Annotated in this window: 27 protein-coding genes; 5 read left to right on the top strand and 22 right to left on the bottom strand. The window is 54.1% G+C overall.

Translation table 11 applies throughout. The annotated features are described in order from the left end of the window. Window positions 1–96: 96 nt before the first annotated feature. A complete protein-coding gene (locus EIZ48_RS29945) occupies window positions 97–651 on the bottom strand; it encodes a hypothetical protein (protein ID WP_338046923.1) in 555 nt (184 codons plus the stop codon). On the opposite strand from EIZ48_RS29945, the gene EIZ48_RS29940 reads away from it, so the two are divergent. Both EIZ48_RS29940 and nfuA read left to right on the top strand, forming a co-directional pair. Continuing rightward, on the top strand, window positions 634–720 hold the full coding sequence (locus EIZ48_RS29940; RefSeq protein WP_338046922.1) for a hypothetical protein: 87 nt from the start codon (window positions 634–636) through the stop codon (window positions 718–720). The genes EIZ48_RS29945 and EIZ48_RS29940 overlap by 18 nt on opposite strands. 123 nt (window positions 721–843) lie before the next feature. After that, a complete protein-coding gene (nfuA, locus tag EIZ48_RS14090) occupies window positions 844–1,422 on the top strand; it encodes a Fe-S biogenesis protein NfuA (protein WP_160652728.1) in 579 nt (192 codons plus the stop codon). A 101-nt stretch (window positions 1,423–1,523) separates the two neighbouring features. Here nfuA and EIZ48_RS14085 read toward each other — a convergent pair whose 3' ends face one another. From EIZ48_RS14085 to EIZ48_RS14065, 5 genes are all read right to left on the bottom strand, one after another. Beyond that, entirely contained in the window at window positions 1,524–1,916 is a 393-nt protein-coding gene (locus EIZ48_RS14085; RefSeq protein ID WP_160652519.1) for a 3D domain-containing protein, read from the bottom strand. 219 nt (window positions 1,917–2,135) lie between these two features. Beyond that, window positions 2,136–3,056: a heme o synthase gene (gene cyoE, locus EIZ48_RS14080; RefSeq protein ID WP_160652516.1), complete on the bottom strand. Its 921-nt coding sequence runs from the start codon at window positions 3,054–3,056 to the stop codon at window positions 2,136–2,138. Between the two features lie 4 nt (window positions 3,057–3,060). After that, a complete protein-coding gene (locus EIZ48_RS14075) occupies window positions 3,061–4,104 on the bottom strand; it encodes a COX15/CtaA family protein (protein WP_160652514.1) in 1,044 nt (347 codons plus the stop codon). 9 nt (window positions 4,105–4,113) lie between these two features. Next, window positions 4,114–4,647, bottom strand: a complete 534-nt coding sequence (locus EIZ48_RS14070; RefSeq protein WP_160652511.1) for a redox-active disulfide-containing membrane protein — start codon at window positions 4,645–4,647, stop codon at window positions 4,114–4,116. Beyond that, window positions 4,644–5,321 carry an SURF1 family protein gene (locus EIZ48_RS14065; RefSeq protein ID WP_160652508.1) on the bottom strand — a complete coding sequence of 226 codons (678 nt, stop codon included), beginning with the start codon at window positions 5,319–5,321 and terminating at the stop codon, window positions 4,644–4,646. Before EIZ48_RS14065 ends, EIZ48_RS14070 begins: the two co-directional genes overlap by 4 nt. Window positions 5,322–5,348: 27 nt before the next feature. Here EIZ48_RS14065 and EIZ48_RS14060 point away from each other — a divergent pair, with 27 nt between their 5' ends. Continuing rightward, a complete protein-coding gene (locus tag EIZ48_RS14060; RefSeq protein ID WP_160652505.1) occupies window positions 5,349–5,555 on the top strand; it encodes a DUF2909 domain-containing protein in 207 nt (68 codons plus the stop codon). 25 nt (window positions 5,556–5,580) lie between these two features. On the opposite strand, the gene EIZ48_RS14055 is transcribed toward EIZ48_RS14060, so the two are convergent. The 6 genes from EIZ48_RS14055 to lexA form a co-directional block, all read right to left on the bottom strand. Beyond that, window positions 5,581–6,483 carry a cytochrome c oxidase subunit 3 gene (locus EIZ48_RS14055; protein ID WP_160652502.1) on the bottom strand — a complete coding sequence of 301 codons (903 nt, stop codon included), beginning with the start codon at window positions 6,481–6,483 and terminating at the stop codon, window positions 5,581–5,583. A gap of 9 nt (window positions 6,484–6,492) precedes the next feature. Continuing rightward, window positions 6,493–7,056: a cytochrome c oxidase assembly protein gene (locus EIZ48_RS14050; RefSeq protein ID WP_160652500.1), complete on the bottom strand. Its 564-nt coding sequence runs from the start codon at window positions 7,054–7,056 to the stop codon at window positions 6,493–6,495. Between the two features lie 8 nt (window positions 7,057–7,064). Beyond that, window positions 7,065–8,663, bottom strand: a complete 1,599-nt coding sequence (gene ctaD, locus EIZ48_RS14045) for a cytochrome c oxidase subunit I (protein WP_160652497.1) — start codon at window positions 8,661–8,663, stop codon at window positions 7,065–7,067. A gap of 14 nt (window positions 8,664–8,677) precedes the next feature. Then, on the bottom strand, window positions 8,678–9,799 hold the full coding sequence (coxB, locus tag EIZ48_RS14040) for a cytochrome c oxidase subunit II (RefSeq protein WP_240152975.1): 1,122 nt from the start codon (window positions 9,797–9,799) through the stop codon (window positions 8,678–8,680). Window positions 9,800–10,064: 265 nt separating this feature from the next. After that, window positions 10,065–10,862, bottom strand: coding sequence for a class I SAM-dependent methyltransferase (locus tag EIZ48_RS14035; protein ID WP_160652494.1), 798 nt, complete (start codon window positions 10,860–10,862; stop codon window positions 10,065–10,067). Between the two features lie 145 nt (window positions 10,863–11,007). Next, a complete protein-coding gene (gene lexA, locus EIZ48_RS14030) occupies window positions 11,008–11,628 on the bottom strand; it encodes a transcriptional repressor LexA (RefSeq protein ID WP_160652490.1) in 621 nt (206 codons plus the stop codon). A 326-nt stretch (window positions 11,629–11,954) separates the two neighbouring features. Here lexA and plsB point away from each other — a divergent pair, with 326 nt between their 5' ends. Further along, window positions 11,955–14,405 carry a glycerol-3-phosphate 1-O-acyltransferase PlsB gene (gene plsB / locus EIZ48_RS14025; RefSeq protein WP_160652487.1) on the top strand — a complete coding sequence of 817 codons (2,451 nt, stop codon included), beginning with the start codon at window positions 11,955–11,957 and terminating at the stop codon, window positions 14,403–14,405. A gap of 420 nt (window positions 14,406–14,825) precedes the next feature. On the opposite strand, the gene ubiA is transcribed toward plsB, so the two are convergent. Both ubiA and EIZ48_RS14015 read right to left on the bottom strand, forming a co-directional pair. Beyond that, complete coding sequence (gene ubiA, locus EIZ48_RS14020) at window positions 14,826–15,686, bottom strand: 4-hydroxybenzoate octaprenyltransferase (protein ID WP_160652484.1); 861 nt, start codon at window positions 15,684–15,686, stop codon at window positions 14,826–14,828. Further along, window positions 15,677–16,225, bottom strand: coding sequence for a chorismate--pyruvate lyase family protein (locus EIZ48_RS14015; RefSeq protein WP_160652482.1), 549 nt, complete (start codon window positions 16,223–16,225; stop codon window positions 15,677–15,679). The genes ubiA and EIZ48_RS14015 overlap by 10 nt, the downstream gene beginning before the upstream one ends. A gap of 157 nt (window positions 16,226–16,382) precedes the next feature. Between EIZ48_RS14015 and EIZ48_RS14010 the strand changes: the two genes are divergently transcribed. Next, complete coding sequence (locus tag EIZ48_RS14010; protein WP_439126581.1) at window positions 16,383–16,808, top strand: flagellar basal body-associated protein FliL; 426 nt, start codon at window positions 16,383–16,385, stop codon at window positions 16,806–16,808. 86 nt (window positions 16,809–16,894) lie between these two features. On the opposite strand, the gene glpD is transcribed toward EIZ48_RS14010, so the two are convergent. The 8 genes from glpD to ftsE all read right to left on the bottom strand — a co-directional run bounded on the left by glpD (window position 16,895) and on the right by ftsE (window position 25,416). Beyond that, window positions 16,895–18,415 carry a glycerol-3-phosphate dehydrogenase gene (glpD, locus tag EIZ48_RS14005; RefSeq protein WP_160652479.1) on the bottom strand — a complete coding sequence of 507 codons (1,521 nt, stop codon included), beginning with the start codon at window positions 18,413–18,415 and terminating at the stop codon, window positions 16,895–16,897. A 223-nt stretch (window positions 18,416–18,638) separates the two neighbouring features. Next, window positions 18,639–19,400: a DeoR/GlpR family transcriptional regulator gene (locus tag EIZ48_RS14000; protein ID WP_160652477.1), complete on the bottom strand. Its 762-nt coding sequence runs from the start codon at window positions 19,398–19,400 to the stop codon at window positions 18,639–18,641. Between the two features lie 97 nt (window positions 19,401–19,497). After that, on the bottom strand, window positions 19,498–20,868 hold the full coding sequence (gene glpT, locus EIZ48_RS13995) for a glycerol-3-phosphate transporter (protein ID WP_160652474.1): 1,371 nt from the start codon (window positions 20,866–20,868) through the stop codon (window positions 19,498–19,500). A 262-nt stretch (window positions 20,869–21,130) separates the two neighbouring features. Next, window positions 21,131–21,973 carry a rhomboid family intramembrane serine protease GlpG gene (gene glpG / locus EIZ48_RS13990; RefSeq protein WP_160652471.1) on the bottom strand — a complete coding sequence of 281 codons (843 nt, stop codon included), beginning with the start codon at window positions 21,971–21,973 and terminating at the stop codon, window positions 21,131–21,133. A gap of 21 nt (window positions 21,974–21,994) precedes the next feature. Further along, window positions 21,995–22,324 carry a thiosulfate sulfurtransferase GlpE gene (gene glpE / locus EIZ48_RS13985; RefSeq protein ID WP_075766267.1) on the bottom strand — a complete coding sequence of 110 codons (330 nt, stop codon included), beginning with the start codon at window positions 22,322–22,324 and terminating at the stop codon, window positions 21,995–21,997. Between the two features lie 521 nt (window positions 22,325–22,845). Continuing rightward, a complete protein-coding gene (rpoH, locus tag EIZ48_RS13980; RefSeq protein ID WP_160652468.1) occupies window positions 22,846–23,706 on the bottom strand; it encodes an RNA polymerase sigma factor RpoH in 861 nt (286 codons plus the stop codon). Window positions 23,707–23,828: 122 nt separating this feature from the next. Then, entirely contained in the window at window positions 23,829–24,755 is a 927-nt protein-coding gene (gene ftsX / locus EIZ48_RS13975; RefSeq protein ID WP_160652465.1) for a permease-like cell division protein FtsX, read from the bottom strand. Further along, window positions 24,745–25,416 (bottom strand): cell division ATP-binding protein FtsE, encoded by a 672-nt coding sequence (gene ftsE, locus EIZ48_RS13970; protein WP_160652462.1) that lies wholly within the window; start codon window positions 25,414–25,416, stop codon window positions 24,745–24,747. The genes ftsX and ftsE overlap by 11 nt, the downstream gene beginning before the upstream one ends. Window positions 25,417–25,418 lie beyond the last annotated feature (2 nt).

The following is a 25,418-nucleotide window of genomic DNA, read 5'->3' as shown; positions in this document are numbered from 1 at the left end:
AATCAGCCCGACAGGATAGTTAGGATGTTATCCCCTTTCTCGCTAAGATCAATCTTTCAATGGCCCAACCAGCACTGCCAACTGTGCCACTTGCCGCTATGCCGGCATGAGCAACTCTGGTGCCGGCACTGTCTCGACCGCTTTCCCCGGCCTCCCTATTGCGCCCGGTGCGGCGCCACCACGCTGCAGCCATCCAGCCAGTGCGGCCGTTGTCTGTCGAAGCCGCCGCCCTGGCAGCAGTTCTACCGGCTCGGCGAGTATGACTTTCCCCTGCGCCAGCTGGTACACCAGCTCAAGTTCGGCGGTAAGTTCTGGCTGGCAGAGCCGCTCGGACACCTGCTTGGCCGACACATTACCCACCCGGCCCCCGCCGTCATCCCGGTTCCGCTTCACCCGCTGCGCCGACTTTCCCGCAGCTTCAACCAAAGTACCTTGCTGGCCCGGGTGGTGGCCCGTGAAACAGACAGCCTGTGCCTGCACAATGCGATAAGCCGGACCCGCCATACCCCGGCCCAGCGCGAGCTGAGCAAAAGCGAGCGCCAGAAAAACCTCAACCAAGCCTTTATACTTAAAGCAAAGCAGCTGCCTGAGCATGTCGCCATCGTCGACGATGTCGTCACCACAGGCAGTACGGTGGCAGAACTGACGCACCTACTCCTGCGCGGCGGAGTCCGGCAGGTCGATATCTACTGTCTCTGCTATACCCCGCCACGGAAATAATCGCAGAAAGTCGCCAGAAATGTGATTAAAGCATAGTCACAACGATTAGGGGGTGATACAAAGGGCGTCTAAGAGTAGAATAGAATTAGTCTTACTAAATAAGTCAGGTATTACGTCGTGTCTATGATTACTATTTCTGAAAGTGCTCAACAGCATTTTGGCAAACTTCTTGCCCAGCAGCCGGAAGGCACTAACATCCGAGTATTCGTGGTTAATCCTGGTACTCAAAACGCAGAGTGCGGCGTGTCCTACTGCCCACCGGAAGCCGTCGAAGCCAGCGATACTGAGATTAAGCTTGAGCTGTTCTCTGCCTTTATCGACGAGCTAAGCCTGCCGTTTCTTGAAGAGGCGGAAATTGACTTTGTCACCGACAAAATGGGCTCGCAGCTGACGCTGAAAGCGCCAAACGCCAAAGTTCGCAAGGTGTCTGACGATGCCTCGCTGATGGAGCGTGTCGACTACGTTATCCAGACTCAGGTTAACCCGCAGCTGGCAGGCCACGGTGGTCATGTCTCTCTGGCAGAAATCACCGAAGAGGGTGTCGCTATCCTTCAGTTCGGTGGCGGCTGTAACGGCTGTTCAATGGTCGATGTCACCCTGAAGGAAGGGATCGAGAAAGAGCTGCTGGCCCAGTTCAGCGGTGAGCTGACCGGTGTGCGTGATGTTACTGAGCACGCCCGTGGTGAGCACTCTTACTACTAACTGCCCAACCGCAGTATAAAAAAAGCGAGAACCGAGGTTCTCGCTTTTTATATCTGCCGCACTTTGCTTCGTTCTTCGCCTAGTGGCTTGGCACCTGGCTATTACGACTCAACGACGGTAATCGTCACCGAGCGGCGTCCCCAGTTTCTGGCAGCCTGGATATCTTTGCCCATATAGATATCAATCTTGCGGCTCCAGCGCTTATTCATTTTATCCAGCACCACGTATTCCCCCGGCAGGCCAGAAATTTTCACCTTGGTTCCGTGAGTGATCCCCATCTTCAGCAGATCACGGGATACGGCAATCACCTTCATCCCCGGCTTCAGGCGATCTCCCCAGGCTGCAATAGTCGGATTGCTATTGGTTTGCGCCCGTACCGAATTATAGGCCGTCGCGGTGACTTTTAGCGTCTTGCCCTGCATACTCGCCAGTGCGGAAGTTCCCCAGCCCAGCGCCATAACGGCCAATATGAAGCCAACGATTGCTTGTTTCATTTACACTACCTGTTCAATAATTGAGCGCATTTTAAACAAATAGCCTGCCCCATGTGTAGCCCTTTTTTGCCGCAAAATTGACCAATTAGAGTTGAAAAAACATAACTCTTTGTTTGCACTAACCGCATCCTGATGCGCCATGGATAAGTTTTTTTATCGCTTGTAGACAGATATCACCCAGTGTCAGCAAACCCTTACATAACTGCCTACAAATAAGGTTTACCACCAGGCCTGTAACCAGTGATCGGCCAGCAAGACCACAAACAGCGCCAACAGGTGCCAGATGGAATACTTGAACGTTGCCCATGCGTGGCCGGGAGAGTCGGCAAACTTCAACTTGGCAGCATAGGCCACGAAACCGAGGTTCAGCACCGTACTACCGATCAGGTACAGGGCGCCGCTCATTCCGGTCAGCCACGGCAACAAACCAACCAGCGCCAGCAAAACGGTATAGAGCAACACCATGGTCTTGGTGAATGCAATCCCATGGGTAACCGGCAGCATCGGGATCCCGGCCTTGGCATAATCATCCCGGCGGTGAATAGCCAGCGCCCAGAAGTGTGGCGGGGTCCAGGTAAACACCAGCATCACCAGCAACAGGGCATGCGGATCGAGCTGCCCGGTTACCGCCGTCCAGCCCAGCAGCGGCGGTGCCGCCCCGGCCAGCCCACCGATCACGATATTCTGCGGCGTCGCATGCTTCAGCCACACCGTATAGATAACCGCATAACCAATCAGGCTGGCAAAGGTCAGCCAGGCCGTCAGGGCATTCAACTGCCACAGCAAGGCAAAACCAGCCACCATCAGGACAGAAGCAAAGGCAACCGCCTTGGGGGTTTCGATCCGCCCCTTGGCCAGCGGACGGTGGTGGGTCCGGGCCATCTGGGCGTCAAAACGCCGGTCCAGCACATGGTTAAAGGCGGCAGCCGCCGCCGACTGCAAGCCGATACCCACCAGACCAAAGACCACCGCCTTCAGCGGCGGGATACCCGAGACTGCCAAACACATTCCGACCAGTGCGGTCAGCAGCAACATCGCCACCACCTTGGGTTTGGTCATGGTCAGGTAATCCTGCCAAACCCGCTGGCGATGACGGGCTATTTTAAGGCTGGCGCTGCCAGCCAACTGTATTTTAGCCATGATTTCAGCCCTCCCTAGCATTATTCCAATGACTTCGAAGCGGTGTCCGATAGCTGTAAATTTGGTAGTTTGCTGCCACCAGCGTCAGCAGCAGCATTGCCCCGACGACGTTATGCCCAACGGCCACCAGCAGCGGCAGGCTGGCAACAATATTGGTGATCCCCAATGACAGCTGTAGCAGCAAAACGCCGCTGACTGCCAGTGCCAGCCCGCGCAGGATAGCGAACTGCCACAACCGCCAAACCAGTACCAGCAAGACCACGGTGGTTAACGCCGCCCCCAGCCGGTGGGCGACATGTATAGAGACGCGCTGGGGAAAATTAAGGACGCCATACTGGTAGCTGTCGTGCTCTGGCTGGATCGGATTAAAAGCCGAGAGATCAAAATGCCGCTGCCAGTCCACTTCGCATATCGGCAGCTGGGTACAGACAACAGCCGCATAATTGGCCGCCGTCCAGCCCCCTAGCGCCACCTGACCGATAGTCACCGCCAAGGCCACGGCCGCCAGCAGTGATGCGCCCGTTAGTGAATGGGATGAGGAATGCCGGTGAAACTGACTGACAATCCGGGCTTCGCGGCGGCGTACCCGCAGCGCCAGCAACAGCAGCAAGGCCGCGGTGGTAAACCCTCCCAGCAAATGCCCCATCACCACCACCGGCATCAATGACATCGTCACCGTCCACATTCCGAGCACGGCCTGGAAGATCACCGTACCCAGCAGCAGCGCCGGCAGACCCCGCGGGGTATTCTTTCGCCGCCAGGCTACCAGGTTAATGATCAGGATAAACACCCCCAGCGTTCCGGCCAGGTAGCGGTGGAGCATTTCGTTCCAGGCCTTCTCGACATCAACCGGACTGTCAGGAAACGCTGCCAGCGCCTGAAGCTGTTGCTCACTGGTCTGGGGAACGGTGGCAAAACCATAACAGCCCGGCCAGTCCGGACAGCCGAGCCCGGCTTCAGTCAGCCGCGTATAGGCACCCAGTGCAATCACGCAGAGAGAGAGCACAAAGGTTACATAAACAAGATATTTAAAACGAAACAACCCCATAGCCACTCCTTAGCCAATCTTTGATACCTTCAGCAACCGCTTCAGATCACGCAGCAAATCCTTGCCCTGAGCAAGAATCGCAGCACGTCCCCTGACCAGGGGATAGGCCATCATGACATTGCCGAGGGGATCGGCGATGTAGATAGCCCGAGCACCGTATTCCAGCGTCCGGAGCTGCTCTATCACATGATCTGGCGCCAGTACCTGCTCCACACCCTGCAGTTGGTCGTCTTCCGCCTGGTTCGTCTCAGTCACCAGCAGCACGCTTCCCACCCGGTCCTGGCCTGCCCCGACAGCAAGCGGTATTTGCCTCAGGTTAAACAGTGCACCGGCACAAAGCTCATCGCACTCGTCAGGCATCAGGTAAACCAGCTGCCACTTGCCTTTCTGGCCGAGCCAGTCGGCGGCGACCGGCGTCGACAGCAACTCACCGCGGTTGGTCACCCCGCCCTGGTACCAGTTCAAATCGAGCACCAGCTTGGCCAGTGCCACCGGCAGCAAAAACGCACTGAGTAGCAACAACAACGTTCCGTGTTTCTTCATACCTTGCTCCGTTTCAACCACCAGGCAGCCAGCCCGGTTATAGCAACAGCCATTAAAAACCACTGCACCGCATAGGCGTAATGCTTCTGGGGGCCAACAACAACCGGTGTCCATGTCTGTTGCAGGGCTATCGAATTGTCAGGGTCGATCTGTAGTACCCATGGCTTAAGCGGCAATGCCATCTTCTCGCTCAGCTGGTCGATATGCAGATTTTGCACCCGTATCGGCCAGTCAGATTCAAGCGGGGCCGAACGCAACTCCAGCAGTGACGACGGGGGCGCGATCACCCCGGAAATTCTCAGCTCACCATGATGCTCGGGCAGCACCGGGGTTTGCTCCCGATAATCTGGGGCCGCAATCCAGCCAAGATTCACCAGCACCCAGCCGTTGTCTGCCTCGAAGGGATACAACACATGATAGCCGGGCCTGCCGCGGTAAAGCTGGTTATCCAGCAGCACCGCCTTGCTGTGGTCAAACTCGCCATGCAGGGTCAGGCTGTACCAACGCGGATCACCGGGCAGACTGGCCAGGCTGTAATACATCTGGTCACTGCGGTATTTCAGCGCCGAGCTCAATGCCTCTTTCTCCTGCGCCCGCGACAGTTGCCAAAAACCAAGCTTGACCAATGTCACCAGTACCGCCACAGTAAAAAGTATGAAACCTATCCTTCGCATGTTCACCTGTGATCTGTTGGAGTACCTATGCTGCTGAAAGCTATTATCGTCTGCCTGCTGGTGTTTATTGTTCTGAACCTGTTCCGCGCCCTGCCCGCGATGCTCAAAAGCCAGGGCAAACAGCCGATGAGCCACTATCTCGGCCGGCGCGTTCTGATCTCCGTCATCGTTTTTGCCCTGCTGCTGATCGCGATCGCCAGCGGGTATATCTCACCGAACCCAAGACCGTATTGAGCCTCTCGCCCCCTAATATGATGCCCTAGAGGATATAGACGAAGACAAACAGCCCGAGCCATACGACATCGACAAAGTGCCAGTACCAGGCACCGGCCTGAAAAGCAAAATGCTTCTCGGGCGAGAAATGGCCCCTTAGCACCCGCAGCCAGACAATAAACAGGATCAGGGTCCCCAGCGTCACATGAAGGCCGTGAAACCCGGTAAGCAGGAAGAAGGTATTGCCGTAAATCCCGGAATCCAGCATCAGCCCCATATCCTGATAGGCGTGGATATACTCAACCCCCTGAAGGTAGACAAACAGCGAGCCCAGCAACACCGTCAACAGCAGGAACAGCGTCAGCCGCTGTCGGTCACCCTGCTCAAGGGCGGTATGGGCAATATGGACCGTCACCGACGATGTCAGCAGGATCATGGTGTTGTACAGCGGTAGTCCCAGCGGCCCCATCCCCTGGGTTTCAGTTCCCCCCGGCGTCAGCACCAAGGGCCACTGGGCAATAAATTCCGGCCACAAAACCTCATGGGTCATCGCATTATTGCCCGCGCCGCCAAGCCAGGGGACGGCAATCATCCGGGCGTAGAACAGTGCCCCGAAGAAGGCGGCAAAAAACATCACCTCCGAGAAGATGAACCAGCTCATCCCCTGCTTGAACGAACGATCCATCTGGCTGCTGTACAGCCCGCCCATGGACTCGCGGATAACATCCCGAAACCAGCCAACCAGCATCAGCAACAACAGGCCGACACCGGACAACAGGATCCACGGCCCCTGGCCGTTAAACAGATCGCCAACCGTCGCGCCGGCACCAAGGGCAATCAGAAACAGGGCGGCGGCACCGACAATGGGCCAGATACTGGCCTCGGGCACATAGTAGTGCTCATGGGGCGTTTTCATTGATTGATCATGTTCAGTGTATGGATTCGCCATCTTTCTACCTCATTGCGTTTGTGCCGTGGCTGTCGGCTGGGCGTTATATAAGGTATATGCCAACGTCAGGGTGTTGATGTCCTCGGGCAGTGCCGGGTCAACATAGAATATGAGAGGCAGCTGTGCCGACTCCCCCGCCTCAAGCGGCTGACGGTTAAAGCAAAAGCATTCAATCTTGTTAAAGTACTGGGCGCCGAGGCCTGGCGTGACCGAGGGCACAGCCTGGCCGATGCTCGCCTGCCGGGTCAGGTTGCGGGCGGCATAGTTGATAGTCTGGGTCTCGCCGGGATGGACCACCATCCGGCGCACCTCAGGTTCGAAGGTCCATTCCATTCCCGGGTTGATATAGGCCACGAACTCCACGGTCACCTGCCGCTGGGTATCGACCTTCATGCTGGATACGGCCGGGGTATCCGCCGTCTTGCCATTGATGCCGGTAATATCGCAGAACACGTCATACAGTGGCACCAGCGCAAAGGCGAAGCCGAACATGGCAACGGCCATGCCCACCAGCGACCAGGCAGATCGCCGGGTGTTGTTGGTCTCCCGTGACGGTTCGGACGGCTTGCTCATAATGCCCCCTAGTCAATCTTCGGCGGTGTGGAGAAGGTATGGTGCGGTGCCGGAGAGGCCACGGTCCACTCCAGGCCCTCAGCCCCGTCCCACGGCTTGGCCGACGCCTTCTCGCCACCACGGACACATTTGATGATCACGGCCAGGAAAATCAGCTGTGACAGGCCAAACAAGAATCCGCCGATACTGACAACCGCGTTGATGTCGGCAAACTGCAGCGCATAATCCGGGATCCGGCGCGGCATCCCGGCCAGCCCAAGGAAGTGCATCGGGAAGAACAGAATATTGACCGAGACAATCGAGCACCAGAAGTGCCATTTCGCCAGCCTTTCATCAAACATGTAGCCGGTCCACTTGGGCAGCCAGTAATAGGCGGCCGCCATGATAGAGAAAATCGCCCCCGACACCAGGACATAGTGGAAATGTGCGACCACAAAGTAGGTATCATGATATTGGAAATCGGCCGGGGTAATGGCCAGCATCAGGCCGGAAAAGCCACCGATGGTAAACAGCACGATAAAGGCGATGGCAAACATCATCGGTATCTCGAAGGTCAGCGACCCTCGCCACATGGTGGCCACCCAGTTAAAGACCTTGACCCCGGTCGGCACCGAGATCAGCATGGTGCAGTACATAAAGAACAACTCGGCCGCCACCGGCATCCCGGTGGTGAACATGTGGTGAGCCCATACCAAAAAGCTCAGACCGGCTATCGAGGCCGTGGCATACACCATCGAGCTGTAACCAAAAAGCTTCTTACGTGAAAATGCAGGTATAATAGCGGAAATAATACCGAAACTCGGCAAAATCATGATGTAGACTTCCGGGTGACCAAAGAACCAGAAGATATGCTGGAACATGACCGGATCGCCGCCACCGGCGGCATCGAAGAAGCTGGTGCCGAAATACTTGTCAGTCAGCACCATGGTCACCGCACCGGCCAGCACCGGCATCACGGCAATCAGCAAGAAGGCGGTGATCAGCCAGGTCCAGACAAACAGCGGCATCTTCATGTAAGTCATCCCCGGCGCCCGGAGATTGACTATGGTGACAATCACATTGATGGCACCCATGATGGAGCTGATCCCCATGATATGGATAGCAAACACAAACAAGCCGGTACTTTCCGGACTGAACGTCGTCGACAGCGGCGCATAGAAGGTCCAGCCAAAGTTGGGGCCGCCCCCTTCCATGAACAACGAAGCCAGCAGCAACGAAAAGGCAAAGGGCAAAATCCAGAAGCTCCAGTTGTTCATCCGCGGCAGTGCCATATCCGGCGCCCCGATCATCATCGGGATCATCCAGTTAGCCAGCCCGGTAAAGGCCGGCATTACGGCACCAAATACCATGATCAGGCCGTGAACTGTCGTCATCTGGTTGAAAAAGTTCGGTTCGACCAGCTGCAGGCCCGGTTGGAACAACTCGGCCCTGATCACCATCGCCATGGCACCGCCGACCAGAAACATCGCGAAGCTAAAAATCAGATACAGCGAGCCAATGTCTTTGTGGTTGGTGGTAAACAGCCAGCGTTTCAGCCCGCTCTGATGATGTTCGTGGCGGGTCTGAGTCTCTTCGACCTCGGTCTGTTCACGCAGCATATCCGTCATTCTCTCAATCTCCCTTAAAGCTCTTCACCATTGAGGACAGCCTGAACCTCTGCCGCCTGAACCGTCTCGCCCGTATTGTTGCCCCAGGCATTACGCTCATAGGTAATGACCGCCGCCAGCTGCTTCAGGCTCAGCTGCGGCCCGAATGCCTGCATGGCCGTACCGCTCTTGCCATGAACAACAACACTGATATGCTCGAGCTTTTTCGCCGGGTCAATAGACACGCCCTGACCGGCAAGGGCAGGAAAGGCACCGGGGATCCCGTTACCATCGAGCTGATGGCACATTGCGCAGCGGGTGCCGTAGATCTGCTCACCCAACTCCATCAGCTCGTCCATCGACATTTCCATTGCCAGCAGCCGCTGCTCTTCTTCATACGCCTCCTGCTGGGCAACCTTGGTTGCCTGCAGCCACTGGTCATACTCGGCCTGCGGCTTGGCAATCACCACAATCGGCATGAAACCATGGTCCTTGCCGCATAGCTCGGCACATTGGCCGCGGTAAATGCCCGGTTTGTCTATCCGGGTCCAGGCCTCGTTGATAAAGCCCGGGTTGGCATCTTTCTTCACCGCAAAGTCAGGTACCCACCAGGAGTGGATCACGTCCTGCGAGGTGATCAAAAAGCGCACTTTCTTGCCGATCGGCACCACCAACGGCCTGTCGACCTCGAGCAGGTAATTGTCCCGCTTTTCACGAACATTCTCGATCTGTGCTGTGGTTGTTGCTAACAGCGAATAAAACTCAACATCTTCGCCGAAATAGCGATAGTGCCATTTCCACTGCGAACCGGTGACCTGAATGGTGAGATCGGATTCCGAGGTATCCTCCATCGCCAGCAGCGTATTGGTAGCCGGTATCGCCATCACAATCAGGATCGCGAAGGGAATGATGGTCCAGAGGATTTCGACCTTGGTACTTTCATGGAAGGAGGCGGCCACAGCCCCTTTTGATTTGCGGTGGTGAATAATGGCCCAGAACATCACACCAAATACCACCACACCAATGACAATGCAGATATAGAGAATGGTCATATGGAGATCAAACACACGCTGGCTCACCTCAGTGACCCCCTGCGTCATGTTCAAGCGCATTGTTTCGGTTTCGGCTGCCACGGGCAGCGACAGCGCCGCAACCAGCGATCCCCAGATCAAATGGCGATTCTTCACCCGGATCCCTCCTTTCCATCGTCCTGATTTACTTCAAGAGCAGGTCAATAAATGCACTTGTCCCTCTTCTGATGGGCAAAATAGTGCGAACTAAGTAACACTTTGTTTACATTTAACTTAGGACAGGATCGAAAAAAGGAGCAATAAATTACCCGGAAAAAAATCCAGTGCGCAAAAGAGGTATCACAGCCAAATGACAGGCTTAGAGAGGGTGTTCGTAGGACAAAGCTCGAATCTACAAGCGGAAATGTACCAATACCGGTGTCAGGCGATATTTTAAACTAGGAATTTTTGCGATCCACCGCTGCCAGGACCGCCAGCGGGTGCAGTCGTGGTCCAGCGGACTGTGGCAGCTGATCAGTTCCGCCCAGGGCAGCCAGTTCAAGACCTGACGGACCGGATCTTTATAGCCATGACGATAATCGCCAGCGCCCATCCTGCTCGCGATGGCCGAGCCACAACGATCGCCGGCAACCACCAGACAGACCTCAATCTGACTAAAGTGGCAGCCAATTCGCTGGACAAAATGCACCAGTTCACTGCCGCTGCACTGCAGCAGAGCCTGGTCGCAAAGCAGCATGACCGGTGCATTATTCATCGCAGGCAGTGACTTAAGCCAGGAGAGATCGGTCACCGAGCCGGGACGCATCGTGTAGCGTTCACTGCGGTGGAACAAGCGTTCACGCCATAATAGGTTCTCGTCGGTATCCAGCTCGAACCAGCGGCAGCGACCGTTATCAAGGCGATAAAAGCGGGTATCGAGACCGGCCCCAACATTGATGATCCAGCCGTTGGGATGACGACGCAAAAACTGCTGTACCTGGCGGTCACATTGCAGGGTCAGGGTCGCATGGAGCAACTGGCGCTCGGTGACATTGCCCGTCAGACAGTCCGGCTTGAGGTAGCACTGGCTGCACGCGGCGGCGGCAACTGGATCATAGATCAGACCATCATCCTCCAGGCTCTCGCGGCTACGCAGCCAGAGAGGTTGGAGCAAGGCAGTGGGTATGTGGTACCGGGAAGAGTTGGTCATTATCACCTCCGTCTGATTATTTGGAGATGATAATGACTATCATTAGCTATTGCAAAGCATTCTACACAAATATTGAGTAGTTTTTCACAGAGCGCAATAATCGTGAATTATATGCTACTGGCTATGACTGCTACCGGACAAAAAACTACATCCAGTCCGCATTGCGGATCACACCAACAGCAATACCTTCAATCGATAACTGCTGATGGTTCAGGTCAACGACTATCGGGGCAAACTCCTCGTTTTCCGCATGCAGCAGAACCTGGGCACCCTTTTTCTCAAGGCGTTTTACAGTGACATCGTCCTCGACACGGGCGACAACGACCTGACCATTATGGACATCCTGGGTCTTATGCACGGCCAGCAGGTCGCCATCCATAATACCGATATCTTTCATACTCATGCCGTTAACCCGAAGCAGGAAGTCGGCACGGGGCTTAAACAGCGCCGGATCCACCTCGTAGTGTGTCTCGACATGCTCCTGAGCCAGAATAGGCTCACCCGCAGCCACCTGACCGATCAGCGGCAGGCCCTGCTCTGAGGCATCGTCATTATTGACAAGCAGACGGATCCCGCGGGATGCCCCCGGAATAATCTCTATCACTTCTTTGCGTGCCAGTGCTTTAAGGTGCTCCTCGGCAGCATTGGCAGACCGGAAGCCAAGTTCACGGGCTATTTCAGCGCGTGTAGGCGGCATTCCAGAATCTTCAATTTTTGCTTTGATCAAATCAAAGACTTCTTGTTGGCGCGGCGTTAACGGCTTCATGACTCACCCTGTCTTTTTATACAGTTCACTGTGAGTATATCCAGTGTTAACAAAGTTGAAAAGACAATTGTTTACGAAAAGAGCAATTTTCCTCGATTCCGGTACCTGTCCAGAAAGTCTGACCTGGGATCAACAGGTCCGGTTTTCGTCATGGCTTGCCGTCAAAACCGGTTAACCGACAAATAGGCAAAAACTAACCCGGCGACCTAGTACAAAATGTCATTCAAAGAGATATTTAACTGCAAGTATGTGGTATATCGCTGCAAAACGACACGCATTTTCTGCTATCCTTGCCTCGCATTAAGACTTCGAGGCTAGTAAAAGATATGTCAAGTTGGCAGAAAATCTATCGAAAATTATTGAATTTGCCGCTTTCTCTGCTGGTTAAAACCCATTCAATACCTTCTGATCCGGTCGCTGATCTGGAACTCGATTTAGAACGACCGATTATCTATATTCTACCGTTTCGCTCCAATACCGATCTGATGACGCTGCGCAGCAGTACCGAGGAGCTGGGACTGCCCGATCCTCTATCACCGCTGGAAATCGACGGCAAACCGTATAAGCGCTATGTCTATATCTCCGACGGTCCAAGTGTCTTCGGCTCAGACGGCGAACTCCCGCAAGAGTCCATCGATTTGTTTACCGCACTGCTTGAACAGCACAAGCAGGATGCCGAGCTCGATCTCCAGGTGGTTCCGGCAGCGATTCTCTGGGGCCGGAAACCCGGCAAGGAAGAAAACCAGAAGCCGATTCTGCGACCGCTCAACGGTCCGGAAAAGTTCTTCACTATCGTGGGTCGCGGCCGGGACTGTATGGTACGCCTGAGCACCCCGGTTTCGCTACGCTATATGGCCGATCACCACGGTACTGATGACTCCATCGCCCACAAACTGGCACGGGTGGCCAAAATCCACTTCTCGCGTCAGCAACTGGCCGCTTCCGGTCCGAAGCTGCCGGACCGCCATGTACTGTTCAAACGCCTGCTCGCTTCCAAGGCCATTGAAAAAGTCGTGGCCGAAGAAGCCCAGAGCCGCGATGTGCCGGTAGAAAAAGTACGCAAAGAAGCCATTGATATGATGGAAGAAATTGCGGCAGATTTCTCCTACTCGCTGATCAAGCGCGGCGATCGCTTCCTCGGCTGGCTGTGGAACAAGCTCTACCAGGGCCTGAACATCCACAATGCCCAGCGCGTCAGAAAGCTGGCCCAGGACGGCCACGAAATTGTCTATGTTCCCTGCCACCGCAGCCACATGGACTATCTTCTGCTGTCCTACGTGCTGTACCGTGAAGGCCTGGTACCGCCGCACATCGCAGCCGGTATCAACCTGAACTTCTTCCCGGCCGGTCCGATTTTCCGCCGTGGCGGCGCGTTCTTTATTCGCCGCAGCTTCAAGGGCAACCGCCTGTATTCGACTGTTTTTCGTGAATACCTGGCAGAGCTGTTTGCCAAGGGCTATTCGGTGGAGTACTTCAGCGAAGGCGGCCGCTCACGTACCGGACGCCTGCTGCCGGCCAAAACCGGTATGCTGTCGATGACCATTCAGGCGATGCTGCGCGGCCTGAACCGCCCGGTTACCCTGGTCCCTGTCTATATCGGCTACGAACATGTAATGGAAGTGGCGACCTATGCCAAGGAACTGCGCGGGAAGCGCAAGGAAAAAGAAAATGTCGGGCAGGTACTGCGTACCCTGCGCAAGCTGCGCAACCTCGGCCAGGGCTACGTTAACTTCGGTGAGCCGATTTCCCTGAACCATTACCTCAACGAGCATGCTCCGGAATGGCACCAGGACGTCGATCCGATTGAACCGCAGCGACCACAATGGCTCAACCCGGTGGTCAACGACCTGGCCAACAAGATGATGACCCACATCAATGATGCAGCGGCAGCCAATGCCCTGACCCTGTGTGCACTGGCACTCCTGGCTGCCCGCCAACGCGCCCTGAGCCGCGAGGAGCTGGAGCAGCAAATCGACTGCTACCTGCAGCTGCTGCGCAATGTGCCGTATTCCGAGCAGTGCACCATGCCGGAGTCAGATGCAGCAACCCTGGTTACGCATGCCGTTGAAATGGACAAGTTTATTGTCGAGCGTGACAGCCTTGGGGATATCGTCTCCCTTGACCGTCAGCAGTCAATTTTGATGACTTACTATCGCAACAATATTATCCACCTGTTCGCCCTGCCGTCACTGATCGCCCATATCGTGGTTCAGCATCAGCGCCTGAGCCTGGACGCGCTCCGCCAGCAGGTCGAGCTGCTGTATCCGTTCCTCAAGGCCGAGCTCTTCCTGCGTCACGATAAGGAATCGCTGGGTGAAGTCATCGACAGTCAGATAGCCGAGCTGGTACGCCAGCGTCTGGTACTGAGTGACGGTGAGTATATTGAGCTGAACAATGCCCGCATCGGTCCGCTGCAGTTGCTGGCACGTACCATCTCGGAAACTCTTCAGCGTTATGCTATCGCCCTGACCCTGCTGCGTTCCGAACCTCAGCTGATGAAGAGCGATCTGGAGCAGCAAAGCCAGATGATGGCCCAGCGCCTGAGCCGACTCCACGGCATCAATGCACCGGAATTCTTCGACAAGGGCGTATTTGCCACCCTGGTCAAGACGCTGCGTCACGAAGGGTATCTCAACGATGAGTGCCATGCGGTATCCCGTCCGGTTGAAACCCTGGCCGAGCTGCTCGCCGCCCTGGTTTCTCCGGAAGTCAAACTGACTATTCAGGCCGTAATGAACCGGGAAGACAAAGTGGAAGAGGTTGAGCCGAGCGCCTAAGTCGCACCGGCCCCAACTTATCCCACAGACACGAAGCTGGCCTGCAAGGCCAGCTTTTTTTAGCTTTGCCGGCAACGGCCAGACCATCAACATCGTGCAACCATGTTACCCATCCAAAAGCCCGCCAACTTGTATGGCAGGACTAAATGTGCAGCATGTACAGCTTTTTACCTACCGTAGCACAATTGCTCGAAAAGCTGTCCAGACAGCAAGATAAACGCTAAGTAATTGTTTTTAAACGTGGCAAATACAGCACATAAAAAAAGCAAACTGACACCTGACAGCTTGTACAGCTTTTGGGTCACCTGAGGTCAAAAACCTTCCCACGAGATGCTCCGCCACAGCGGCCCCCCTCCCCCCACCGGAATCCAGGCATAAAAAAAGCGCCTTTTGGCGCTTTTCATCATCCGTAACAGGGCATTATCCCAGGCTCACACCGGCACCAATACCGATGCACACCAGCATACCGACATAGTTATTATTGAGAAACGCCTTGAAGCACGGATCGCGCTCGCGCTCGCGGATCAGCATCTGCTGGTAGACAAACAGGCCGGCAGCCAGGAGCAGAAACCAGTAGTACAACTGATGCAATCCCATCATGGCACCTATCGCAATGAGCAGCACCAAGGCCCCGAGCTGCAGCAGCCCGACAATGATTTTATCGGAACGGCCAAACAAGATTGCCGTCGACTTAATGCCGACCTTCAGATCATCATCACGATCCACCATTGCGTACTGGGTATCATAGGCAACGGTCCACAAAATATTGGCAACAAACAACAACCAGGCCACAACAGGCAGCTCGCCGGCCTGTGCCGCATAGGCCATCGGAATAGACCAGCCAAATGCCATTCCCAGTACCAACTGAGGCAGGTGGGTATAGCGCTTCATAAACGGATAGGCCGCAGCCAGCAGCAAACCGACCACCGACAGCATAATGGTCAGCCGGTTCATCGTCAGCACCAGCAAGAATGAAATCAGGACCAGCAGCCCAAACAGGCCGAGCGCCTCCCGCTCCGTGATCTTGCCAGACGGCATCGGACGCTGGGCCGTACGCTTGACGTGGCCATCAAAATTCCGATCCGCAAAGTCGTTGATCACACAGCCTGCCGCCCGCATAAAAATCACGCCGAAAACAAATACGACCAACACCTGCGGATTGGGAAACCCGTCGGCGGCCAGAAACAATGCCCATAGCGTCGGCCAAAGCAGCAGCAGGCTGCCGATGGGGCGGTCAAACCGTGCCAGTTGCCAATACGCTTTTGCTTTGCTCAGTTCCAACTCTGACTCTCCTTTGCATAGACCGGGGCTGCTTCCAGAAACAGTTCCGCGACCAGTAGCGGTTTTTCGTTAATCCACAACCTCGAGCGTCGGGCCCACAGAGGGTCAGTGCAAGTACCGACGTTGGCGACAACCAGTGCATCCCGGCGGGCACTGCGATCGGTGAACACCCGAAGCCCTAGCGGCATCTCGCCAAGCTGTTCCAAATCACTCTCCTGTCCGGTCAGCGTCGATGCCGGGATCAGCGTGCGGGCAAACACCCAGGGGATCCCGTCTCCCATCAGCACCACTTTACGCAACAGGCAGTCAACATCACCGATTAATGCCCTTTCATCATCCGATAGCTGCGACTGATGAATTCTTGTCTGTTCAATCAAAGACACTGTGAAATGGTCGCAATGACGCTGAAAACGTCGTGACAATGAATCCGGTTCTAGCAACCAATGCCCAAACCCCGTCCCTTCCAAGGCTGTCTCTTCCGGTGCCTGCCACTGGGCACGATCCAGCAAGGGCTTATACAACTGCTTGAATTTCGACATCTTTCTAATATAAACCCCACCAAACTGTTATCTAACACTTGGTAGAATCAGGTTAATTTATTACCATAAGGAAACACTATTGTAGCAAGCTGTAACGGGTACGAATATCGTTACGATCGAAAGAAAGTAATTCATTGCCTGAAAAGGCTGTAAATCCATGAGTAAAATAATGAAACCGACAATCTTTGGCTTTACCCTATTTATTGCAGCCCTGCTGGCCCCATTTTATGCCTCGGCAGAAGATGCCGAAACGGCAACCCCTCAATATACATATTTTACTCTTGAACCTGACATCACCACCAACTATGTCACCCAAGGGAAGAAAATCGGCTACCTGAGACTCCAGGTTGACCTGATGGTGTCCGATCCTGACTTGATCGCCAAGCTGGAGCATCATGCACCGCTGATCCGCGATGCCATTATTAACATTATCGGCCAGCAACCGGAAGCCAGGATCAAATCCCTCGCCGGCAGAGAGGAAATCCGCCTGGCCTGCTTCAGCAAGGTCAATGAGTTGCTGATCATGGAAACAAAACAACGCATCCTCACCGAGCTGCTGTTTACTAAGTACCTGTACCAGTGATCGCAGACATTCCAGGCTCCTGAACCAATCTCCGAGAACTAAAAAAGGCGCTCATCGAGCGCCTTTTTACTATCCGGGTCTATTGATTATGCCGCGGCAACCGCGTGTGATGGCCGCTTTGCCTGAATATAGTCCGCCACGGCCAACTGCTGCTCGGTACTCAGATACAAACCCAACTTGCTGCGGCGCCACAGTGCATCCTCAGCAACCTGGACAAATTCATGCTCCATCAGATAATCCAGCTCGCGGGCATACAGGCCTTCGCCAAAATGCTGCCCCATGTCGGCTTCTGAGGCTACCCCCTCAAGGACCTTAGCTGCATAACTACCATAGTTGGTTGCCAGTCGCTCCACGGTAAAACGCGACAGCCACGGACACTGCATTTTCAGGCGGGTGGCCAACTGCTCACCGTCAAAATCAGCCTCACCGCCCGGCAGATAGGACTCTGCGGTCCAGCTCTGGCCCATACGCGGGAAAAAAGGTGCCAACTTGGTCATTGCCGCCTCAGCCAGCTTGCGGTATGTCGTCAGCTTGCCACCGAAAATCGACAGCAGCGGCGGCTGGTTGCCTTCCTGCTCCAGCTCCAGCGTGTAGTCACGGGTAATGGCCTGCGGCGAATCAGATTCATCATCACATAGCGGCCTTACCCCACTGTAGGTCCAGACCACATCCTCGCGCTTGAGCTTACTGACAAAGTGATGGTTGTATACCTCAAGCAGGTAGTTGATCTCATTATCGTCAATCGCCACTTCGCGCGGATCGCCCTGATACTCGACATCGGTAGTGCCAATAATCGAGAATCGATCCAAATAAGGGATCACAAACACAATACGGCTGTCTTCGTTCTGCAGAATATAGGCCTGAGGCTGATCATGGACACGGGGAACAACAATATGCGAGCCCTTGATCAAGCGGATATTGCGCGGAGACGGTGCCTCCAGACTCTGATCGTAAAATGCCTTCACCCACGGACCCGCCGCGTTGACCAGCGCATGGGCCTTACGCTCGAATGTCTCGCCAGTCAGCATATCCCGAATGGTGACATGCCAAAGGTCACCTTGTTGCTCGGCCTTTTCTACCTTGCAGCGGTTACGTACCTCACCGCCACGGGCAGCGACCTCCATCGCATTGAGTACCACCAGGCGGGCATCATCAACCCAGCAATCGGAGTATTCGAATCCCTTGGTGATTTCCGGCACCAATACCGACTCCGGGCCAAATTTCAATCCCTGGCTCGCCGGCAGTGTCGTACGCTTGCCCAGGTGATCATAAAGAAACAGACCGGCACGGATCATCCAGGCCGGGCGCAGGTGGGGGCGATGGGGCAGGCGAAAACGCATCGGACGGGCAATATGCGGAATTTTACGCAGCAACACCTCGCGCTCTGCCAGTGCCTCACCCACCAAACGAAACTCATAATGCTCGAGATAGCGCAAGCCGCCGTGGATCAGCTTGGAGCTGGCAGATGACGTTGCCGACGCAAAGTCACTGGCCTCAAACAGCCCGACCCGCAAGCCACGTCCAGCCGCATCGGCCGCAATACCAGCGCCGTTAATTCCGCCGCCGACGACAATCAGATCCAATACATCAGTTGCTGCTACCCTCATACCACCACCTCAATCGAAAATAAAAAGTTCACAAACGCTCACAAATGTTCGTTATCGAGCATAATAGACAAAAATTTGCGGAAGATCATCATTTTTATTTTCGAGTTGTTACATCAAGGCGAGATAAATAACAATTTTGATACAAAAAAACGGGCCGCCATAATGGCAGCCCGCAGCTATGATATTGATTTGATTAGCTGTCAGCGGCTAGGCTGACGCCGCACTAGTTGATAATTTCGATGTGAATTTCATTCTCAACCAGGCGCTTAGCCAACTCTTCTGGCGGATTCTGATCCGTAAACAGCATATCGATCTGACTGATATCGCCGAGGTTGACCATCGCATTACGGCCAAACTTGGTATGGTCGACCCCCAGCATAACACAGCGACTGTTTTCGATAATTGCCTGCTTGACCCGCACTTCATGGTAGTCGAAGTCCAGCAGGGAGCCATCCAGGTCAATCCCGCTGATCCCCATGATGCCGAAGTCGAGCCTGAACTGCGAAATAAAGTCGAGGGTCGCCTCACCAACAATACCGCCGTCCCGGTTACGGACCTCTCCGCCCGCCAAGATAACGCGGAAGTCATCTTTGCCGGTCAGGATACTGGCAACATTGAGGTTGTTAGTTACGATACGCAGGTCGTTATGCTCAAGCAAAGCGCGGGCAACGGCTTCGGGGGTGGTCCCGATATCGATAAACAGGGTGGCACCATCAGGAATATGCTCCACCATGGCCTTGGCAATACAGTCTTTCTCGGCCAGCTGCATCACTTTACGGGTGTTGTATGACGTGTTTACCGAGCTTGACGGGATGGTGGCGCCTCCATGATGACGGCGAATTTTGTTATCTGCTGCCAATTCATTGAGATCGCGACGAATAGTTTGCGGGCTGACATTAAAACGCTCTACCAGATCGTCAGTGCTGACGTAGCCCTGGGTTTTAACGAGATCGATGATTTCCTGGTGACGTTTGCTTTGCTTCACGACTAACGCTGCTCCTAGTTGCAACAAGGCTCCGCGAATGCGAAGCCTTGTCATATTACCTAGAGCGTTACCAAGATGCCAATGATGGCGATCTCAATCACGCATTTTGCTCTACTTGTCCTGCGATAGCTTCTTTGTGAAGCTTGCTTTCACCGATCAAGGCCAGTGTCAGGAAGAAGATAGACAGACCACAAGCCGAGGTCAGTACCAGGAAGCCGCCGTCCCAACCGAAGTGGTCCACGGTGTAGCCAAGAATCGCATTTGCCGCGACCGCACCGCCAAGGTAACCAAACAGGCCGGTCAGACCCGCAGCAGTTCCCGCCGCTTTCTTCGGAGCCAGCTCCAGCGCGTACAAACCAATCAGCATTACCGGACCGTAGATCAGGAAGCCGATTGCAACCAGTGCCATCATATCAATCATCGGGTTACCGGCCGGGTTGAACCAGTAGACCAGAACAGCCACGGTAACCAGCGCCATAAACAGGATCCCGGCAGGTGCACGGCGTCCCTTGAAGAACTTATCCGACATCCAGCCACACAGTAGCGTACCCGGAATACCAGCCCACTCATACAGGAAGTAAGCCCAGGAAGACTTATCAACGGTAAAGTCTTTGACTTCGCTCAGGTATACCGGTGCCCAGTCAAGTACACCGTAGCGGATCAGGTAAACGAACGCATTGGCAATCGCAATGAACCACAACAGCTTGTTGTTAAACACATACTTGAAGAAGATTTCCTTCGCGGTCATCTCTTTCTCATGAGATTCATCGTAGTTGTCCGGGTAATCATCCTTATGCTCTTCAATCGAAGGCAGACCACAAGACTGCGGGGTATCACGCATCACCAACAGGGTGAAGGCTGCTACCAGCAAGGCAAAGAAAGCCGGTACGTAGAAGGCCGTACGCCAGTCATCATTGAATGCCCACAAACCAAGCAGGAACATAGGACCAATCAGACCACCACCCACGTTGTGGGCAACGTTCCAGACCGATACTACCTCACCACGCTCTTTGCGTGACCACCAGTGCACCATTGTCCGCCCACAGGCCGGCCAGCCCATGCCCTGGAACCAGCCATTAAGGAACAGCAGGATAAACATAGCGGCAATACTGCTGGTCGCCCATGGCATAAAGCCGAAGCACAGCATCACTAAGGCCGACATCGTCAGACCGGCAGCAAGGAAATACCGTGGATTGGAGCGATCCGACACGCTTCCCATCAAGAACTTGGATAAACCGTAGGCGATGGAAACAGCGGCAAGTGCCACACCCAGATCACCGCGGCTATACCCGTATTCCTCAATCAGGAAAGGCATTGCCAGACTAAAGTTTTTACGAACCAGGTAGTAACCGGCATAGCCAAAGAAAATACCAGCGAATAGTTGCCAACGGAGTCGCTTGTAGACGGGATCGACCTGGCCATCAGCCAGACGCTCCGTATGCAAGGCGGGTTTAAAAATGCCAAACATAAGATGTTCCTTAAAAATGTTGTTGTTGTTTTAGCGATGGTTTGCGTAAACGCAATATAGGGCGAGCGAAAATAAGCAATATCGCTCAAGGTATGCAAATTATTGCGCGAATGAAGATAAATAAATGTGAAAAGAATCAAAAACGAAGATTTAATTTCCAGCTTTGGTGCTTTTACTCTAAATTTTTCAAAAAAAATTGATACCGGTAGGCCAATCAACAGATTAAGTTAACTAAGGCTGACAAGCTTGATCTTCAAAGTGGCTAATTATTCGCCTGTTTATGCAGCTTGGCATCGACAAGCGCCAACCCACAACCACTGAACAAGCCAAACAAATGTGCCATATTGGCGACTGACATCCCAAACGGCTGGGCAAAGCCCAGTACCAGCCAAACCAACATGAAGACGACGTATGAATTAGGGAGCACCAACCCCCGTTGTGGCGCCAGCCACCCCATCCACCAGATGTAGCCCATCAATGCGTAGACGACTCCTGACAGACCGCCAAAATTCGGCCCATGAAGCCAAAACTGGGCAAAACCGGAGATCAGAGCCGAAACCAGAAATACCTGAGCCAGCTTCGAGCTCCCGCTGTGGCGTTCGAGCTGCCCGCCCAGAAGCCACCACCACAGACAGTTAAAGATGATATGCAGTGTCGAAAAATGGATAAGGGCATGGGAGAAGAAGCGCCATACCTGCCACTGATCACCATTCATAACCGGAAAATGAAGCAGCTCGAACACCGGCTGCTGCAGCCCGAACAGCCAAAGCCCGTAGATAACAATGGTAACAACCATGACCATCAGGCCAAAAGGGCCAGCCCCGGACTTGACCAGAGCCAACAGGCCCGGGCTATTGTAGTAAAACTTCGCCGTCCGCGATTCGGCGACTGTCCAAGAAGCGGCCTGGTATTTCCTGTCGTGCGGATTGGCCAAAAACATATTGAGCTCAGCCTGTGCTTCCACCAGATGCTCGGAATCCTTCAGCCAGATAGCAACCATTCCCTCCGGCTCCGGGGCCAATACCAAGGCGATTCCGCGGGACGCCATATAGTCGATAAAGGCCTGGGCCTGACGGGCATTGTTTAATCCGGCTAACCGATGCATCTATTACTCCGTTCTGAGAGACTACGCCTGCTGAATACAAGGATACGCCTGGCGTCGCCAGGCCTCGAAACCACCATCAAGACTATACACTGTTTCGTAGCCTTGATTAATCAAGTATTGTGCCGCCCCCTGGCTGCTAATACCGTGATAACACATGACAATCACAGGTTGCTCGAAATCAACCTCATTCATGAACTCGACCACGGTATCGTTGGTCAGGTGAAAAGCAGGCTCCGGATGTGACAAGGCAAATGACTGCGGATCGCGGATATCAACCAGTACAGCCTCTGAATCGGCGTGTTGTAATAATGTATATGCCTGCTCTACCGAAATATGCTCAAACTGTTCCATCGACTGCCTCACTCTGTCTGGCGCAAGCGACCTGTCACGATAGCCTGCTTTGTTGTTCTGTTGATCCAAATGGCCGGATCTTCCCGACAGGCCCGAAAACGTGACGATCGTCCGGTTTGGGATCCCGACAAAAAAACCAGCCGTATTCTTGCTGCCATTTATTGTACCGCACAAAGTTACTCACAACCTTGCACAGAAAGTAGGGCTTTAACCACCATTAACAACCTACTGCGACACCAGGCACCACAAGGCGTCAGATCAACGGTCCACAACCCTGGCCCCAGCAACTGATCAATTTACCACCAGTTGTGGAAAAAACTGTGAATAGCGTTGATAATGTGTTTCCCGACATTTAGATCCACTACATGTAGATCGGATCCGATCGAAAGCTGTGGATAACTTACCTTGTAGTACACAATTCTACCCACAAATGTGAGGTATCTCTCAGAAATCAGGTACAAAAAAACCGGCCCCAGGCCGGTTTTCAAAAATTCATCTTTGTGGATAGTTTGCGAGGATCTTTAGATCGCGTCTCCGACCGCTTCTTTCAGTTTCTTCATCGCATTTTTCTCCAGCTGGCGGATCCTTTCTGCAGAAACCCCATAATGATCAGCAAGCTCCTGCAAGGTAGTCTTCTGCTCATCTAACCAGCGAGATCGGACAATATGCTGGCTACGCTCATCCAGACTGCCCAAAGCAAGGGACAAGCGGTTATTTGCATGCGCTTCCCAGTTGTTCTCTTCATAGCTCAGAGCGACATCGGACGACTTGTCCTCGAGGTAATACACCGGTGCCGTGTAACCGCTATCGCGATCATCATCTTCAGACGGCATTTCGAACGTCGGATCCTGCGCCGCCAGTCGCGACTCCATCTCACGGACCTCGCTTGCCTCGACACCCAGCTGCTCGGCGACCATCTGCACTTCATCATTGTTGAACCAGCCGAGGCGCTTTTTGGACTTACGCAGGTTAAAGAACAACTTACGCTGGGCCTTGGTGGTCGCGACTTTCACGATACGCCAGTTACGCAGCACGTACTCATGAATTTCAGCCTTGATCCAGTGGACGGCAAAGGACACCAGGCGAACCCCGACTTCAGGATTAAAGCGCTTTACCGCCTTCATCAAGCCGATATTACCTTCCTGGACCAGATCTGCCATTGGTAGGCCGTAGCCTGAATAGCCACGTGCAACATGCACAACGAAGCGCAGGTGGGACATAACCAGCTTTTTCGCCGAGTTAATATCACCATCATAATGCAGACGCTCAGCTAACTCGCGTTCCTGCTCGGCCGACAGCATCGGATAGCTGTTAACACTCTGGATATACCCATCCAGACTATCGGCAGAAACTAAAGCCATTGAAGTCATCTCTTGTGCCATTCAACAAACCTCGTGTGTTTTTTAAACCAATGGGAAATTACCTGAACCTGTAATGATGCCCAGAAAACAGCCACCTTTGCAAGTCGGTCGCGTAATTTACACCATTTATAGATTCAAAAACGTCAGATAGGTTCAATTTCTTTCAAATGGCGTCCGGCAGATAAACGTGCTGCAAGCAGGCCGAGGAACGAGGCAATCATCAGCAAAATCAGGGTTTCGTCCCAACGTAATCCTACCAGGCGGAAACTGCTGTCATACAGCGCCGCCAGTTTTGCCACCGCGCCATCCAGCAGTATAGTAACAATCGCCGTCAATACCCAAGCCACGGTCCCACTTATCAGGCCGTACCAGGCCCCGGTATAGAGATAAGGCCGAAGAATAAAACTGTCGGTTGCACCGACCAGCTTCATCACCTGAATTTCGTCCTTCTGGTTTTGCACCTGCAGCCGCAATGTATTGCCGACAATCAGGAAAACAGCAAAAAGCATCAGTCCCGACATCAGCAATGCCATGGTAATTGCCAGATCTTTAATGGCTGCCAGCCGCTGCAGCCAGTCACTGTCCAGTCTCACTTCATCGACCTGCGGCTCACTGCGGATCTTGGCTGCCAGCGCCACCGCCTTGTCATTGCTTTGCCATGACGTCACCGGGCGAACCACAACCACCGACGGCAGCGGGTTCTCGTCCAGCAGGGTTAGTGCCTGATCAAAACCGGCATGCTCGCGAAAATCTTCCAGCCCCTGCTGGGGAGAAATATAATTTACCGAATCAACCTCCGGCCAGCCCTGCAACTGCTCACTGAACTGGGCAGCAGCCGACGCCGGGGTGCCCTGCTCGAGATACAGGGTCAGCTGAGTCGGGTTTTGCCATGCCTGTGCCACCAGGGTGACATTTTTGGCTAGCAAATAAAAACTGGCAGGCAACGTCAGCGCAAAGGCCAATACTGCCAGGGTCAGAATGTTGCCAAGCGGACGTCGCATCAACTCGACCAATGCGCCCTTGCACTGCTGTTTGTGCACCGCAAAGAAACCCGTTTGCTTACGCGCCACGTCGTGCTACCTCCCTCAAATGCCCCTGCTGAAGATCAAAGCGGCGATAGTTATGGGTTGTGAGCAAGGAGGTATCATGGGTTGCCATCAACACACACACCCCTACCCGGTTGAACTCTTCAAACAGCTGCATCACCTGATGAGACAGCGCAGCATCAAGGTTGCCCGTCGGTTCGTCGGCCAGCAACAGCCGCGGCTTATTTACCACCGCTCGGGCAATGCCCACCCGTTGCTGCTCGCCGCCGGACAGCTGCATCGGCAGGCAGCGTGCCTTGTCGAGCAGGCCCACTTTGTCCAGCGCGGCCGAAACTCGCCGCTTGATCTCGTTTTCCGATGCCAGCTCGATCCGCAACGGCATCGCAACGTTGTCATAGACACTGCGGTCCATCAGCAGCTTGTGGTCCTGAAAAATAATCCCGATATTACGGCGCAGAAAAGGGATCTGCTTATTATCAATCCGGGTAATTTCATGACCGTTGAAAAAGATTTTGCCATCACTCGGCCGTTCAATCGCACAGATCAGTTTCAGCAGGGTACTCTTACCGGCACCGGAGTGGCCGGTCAAGAACGCCATATCTGCCTGTTGCAGATGGAAATCCACTTTTTGCAGGGCCTGGCGCCCGCCACGATAAGCCTTACTTACCTGCTGAAACCGAATCACGA

The sequence above is a fragment of the Photobacterium alginatilyticum genome, from assembly GCF_009910675.1.
GTDB classification, from domain to species: Bacteria; Pseudomonadota; Gammaproteobacteria; order Enterobacterales; family Vibrionaceae; genus Photobacterium; species Photobacterium alginatilyticum.
The sequence above is the reverse complement of the archived record's forward strand: the minus strand, read 5'-3'. Positions and strand labels throughout refer to the sequence as shown.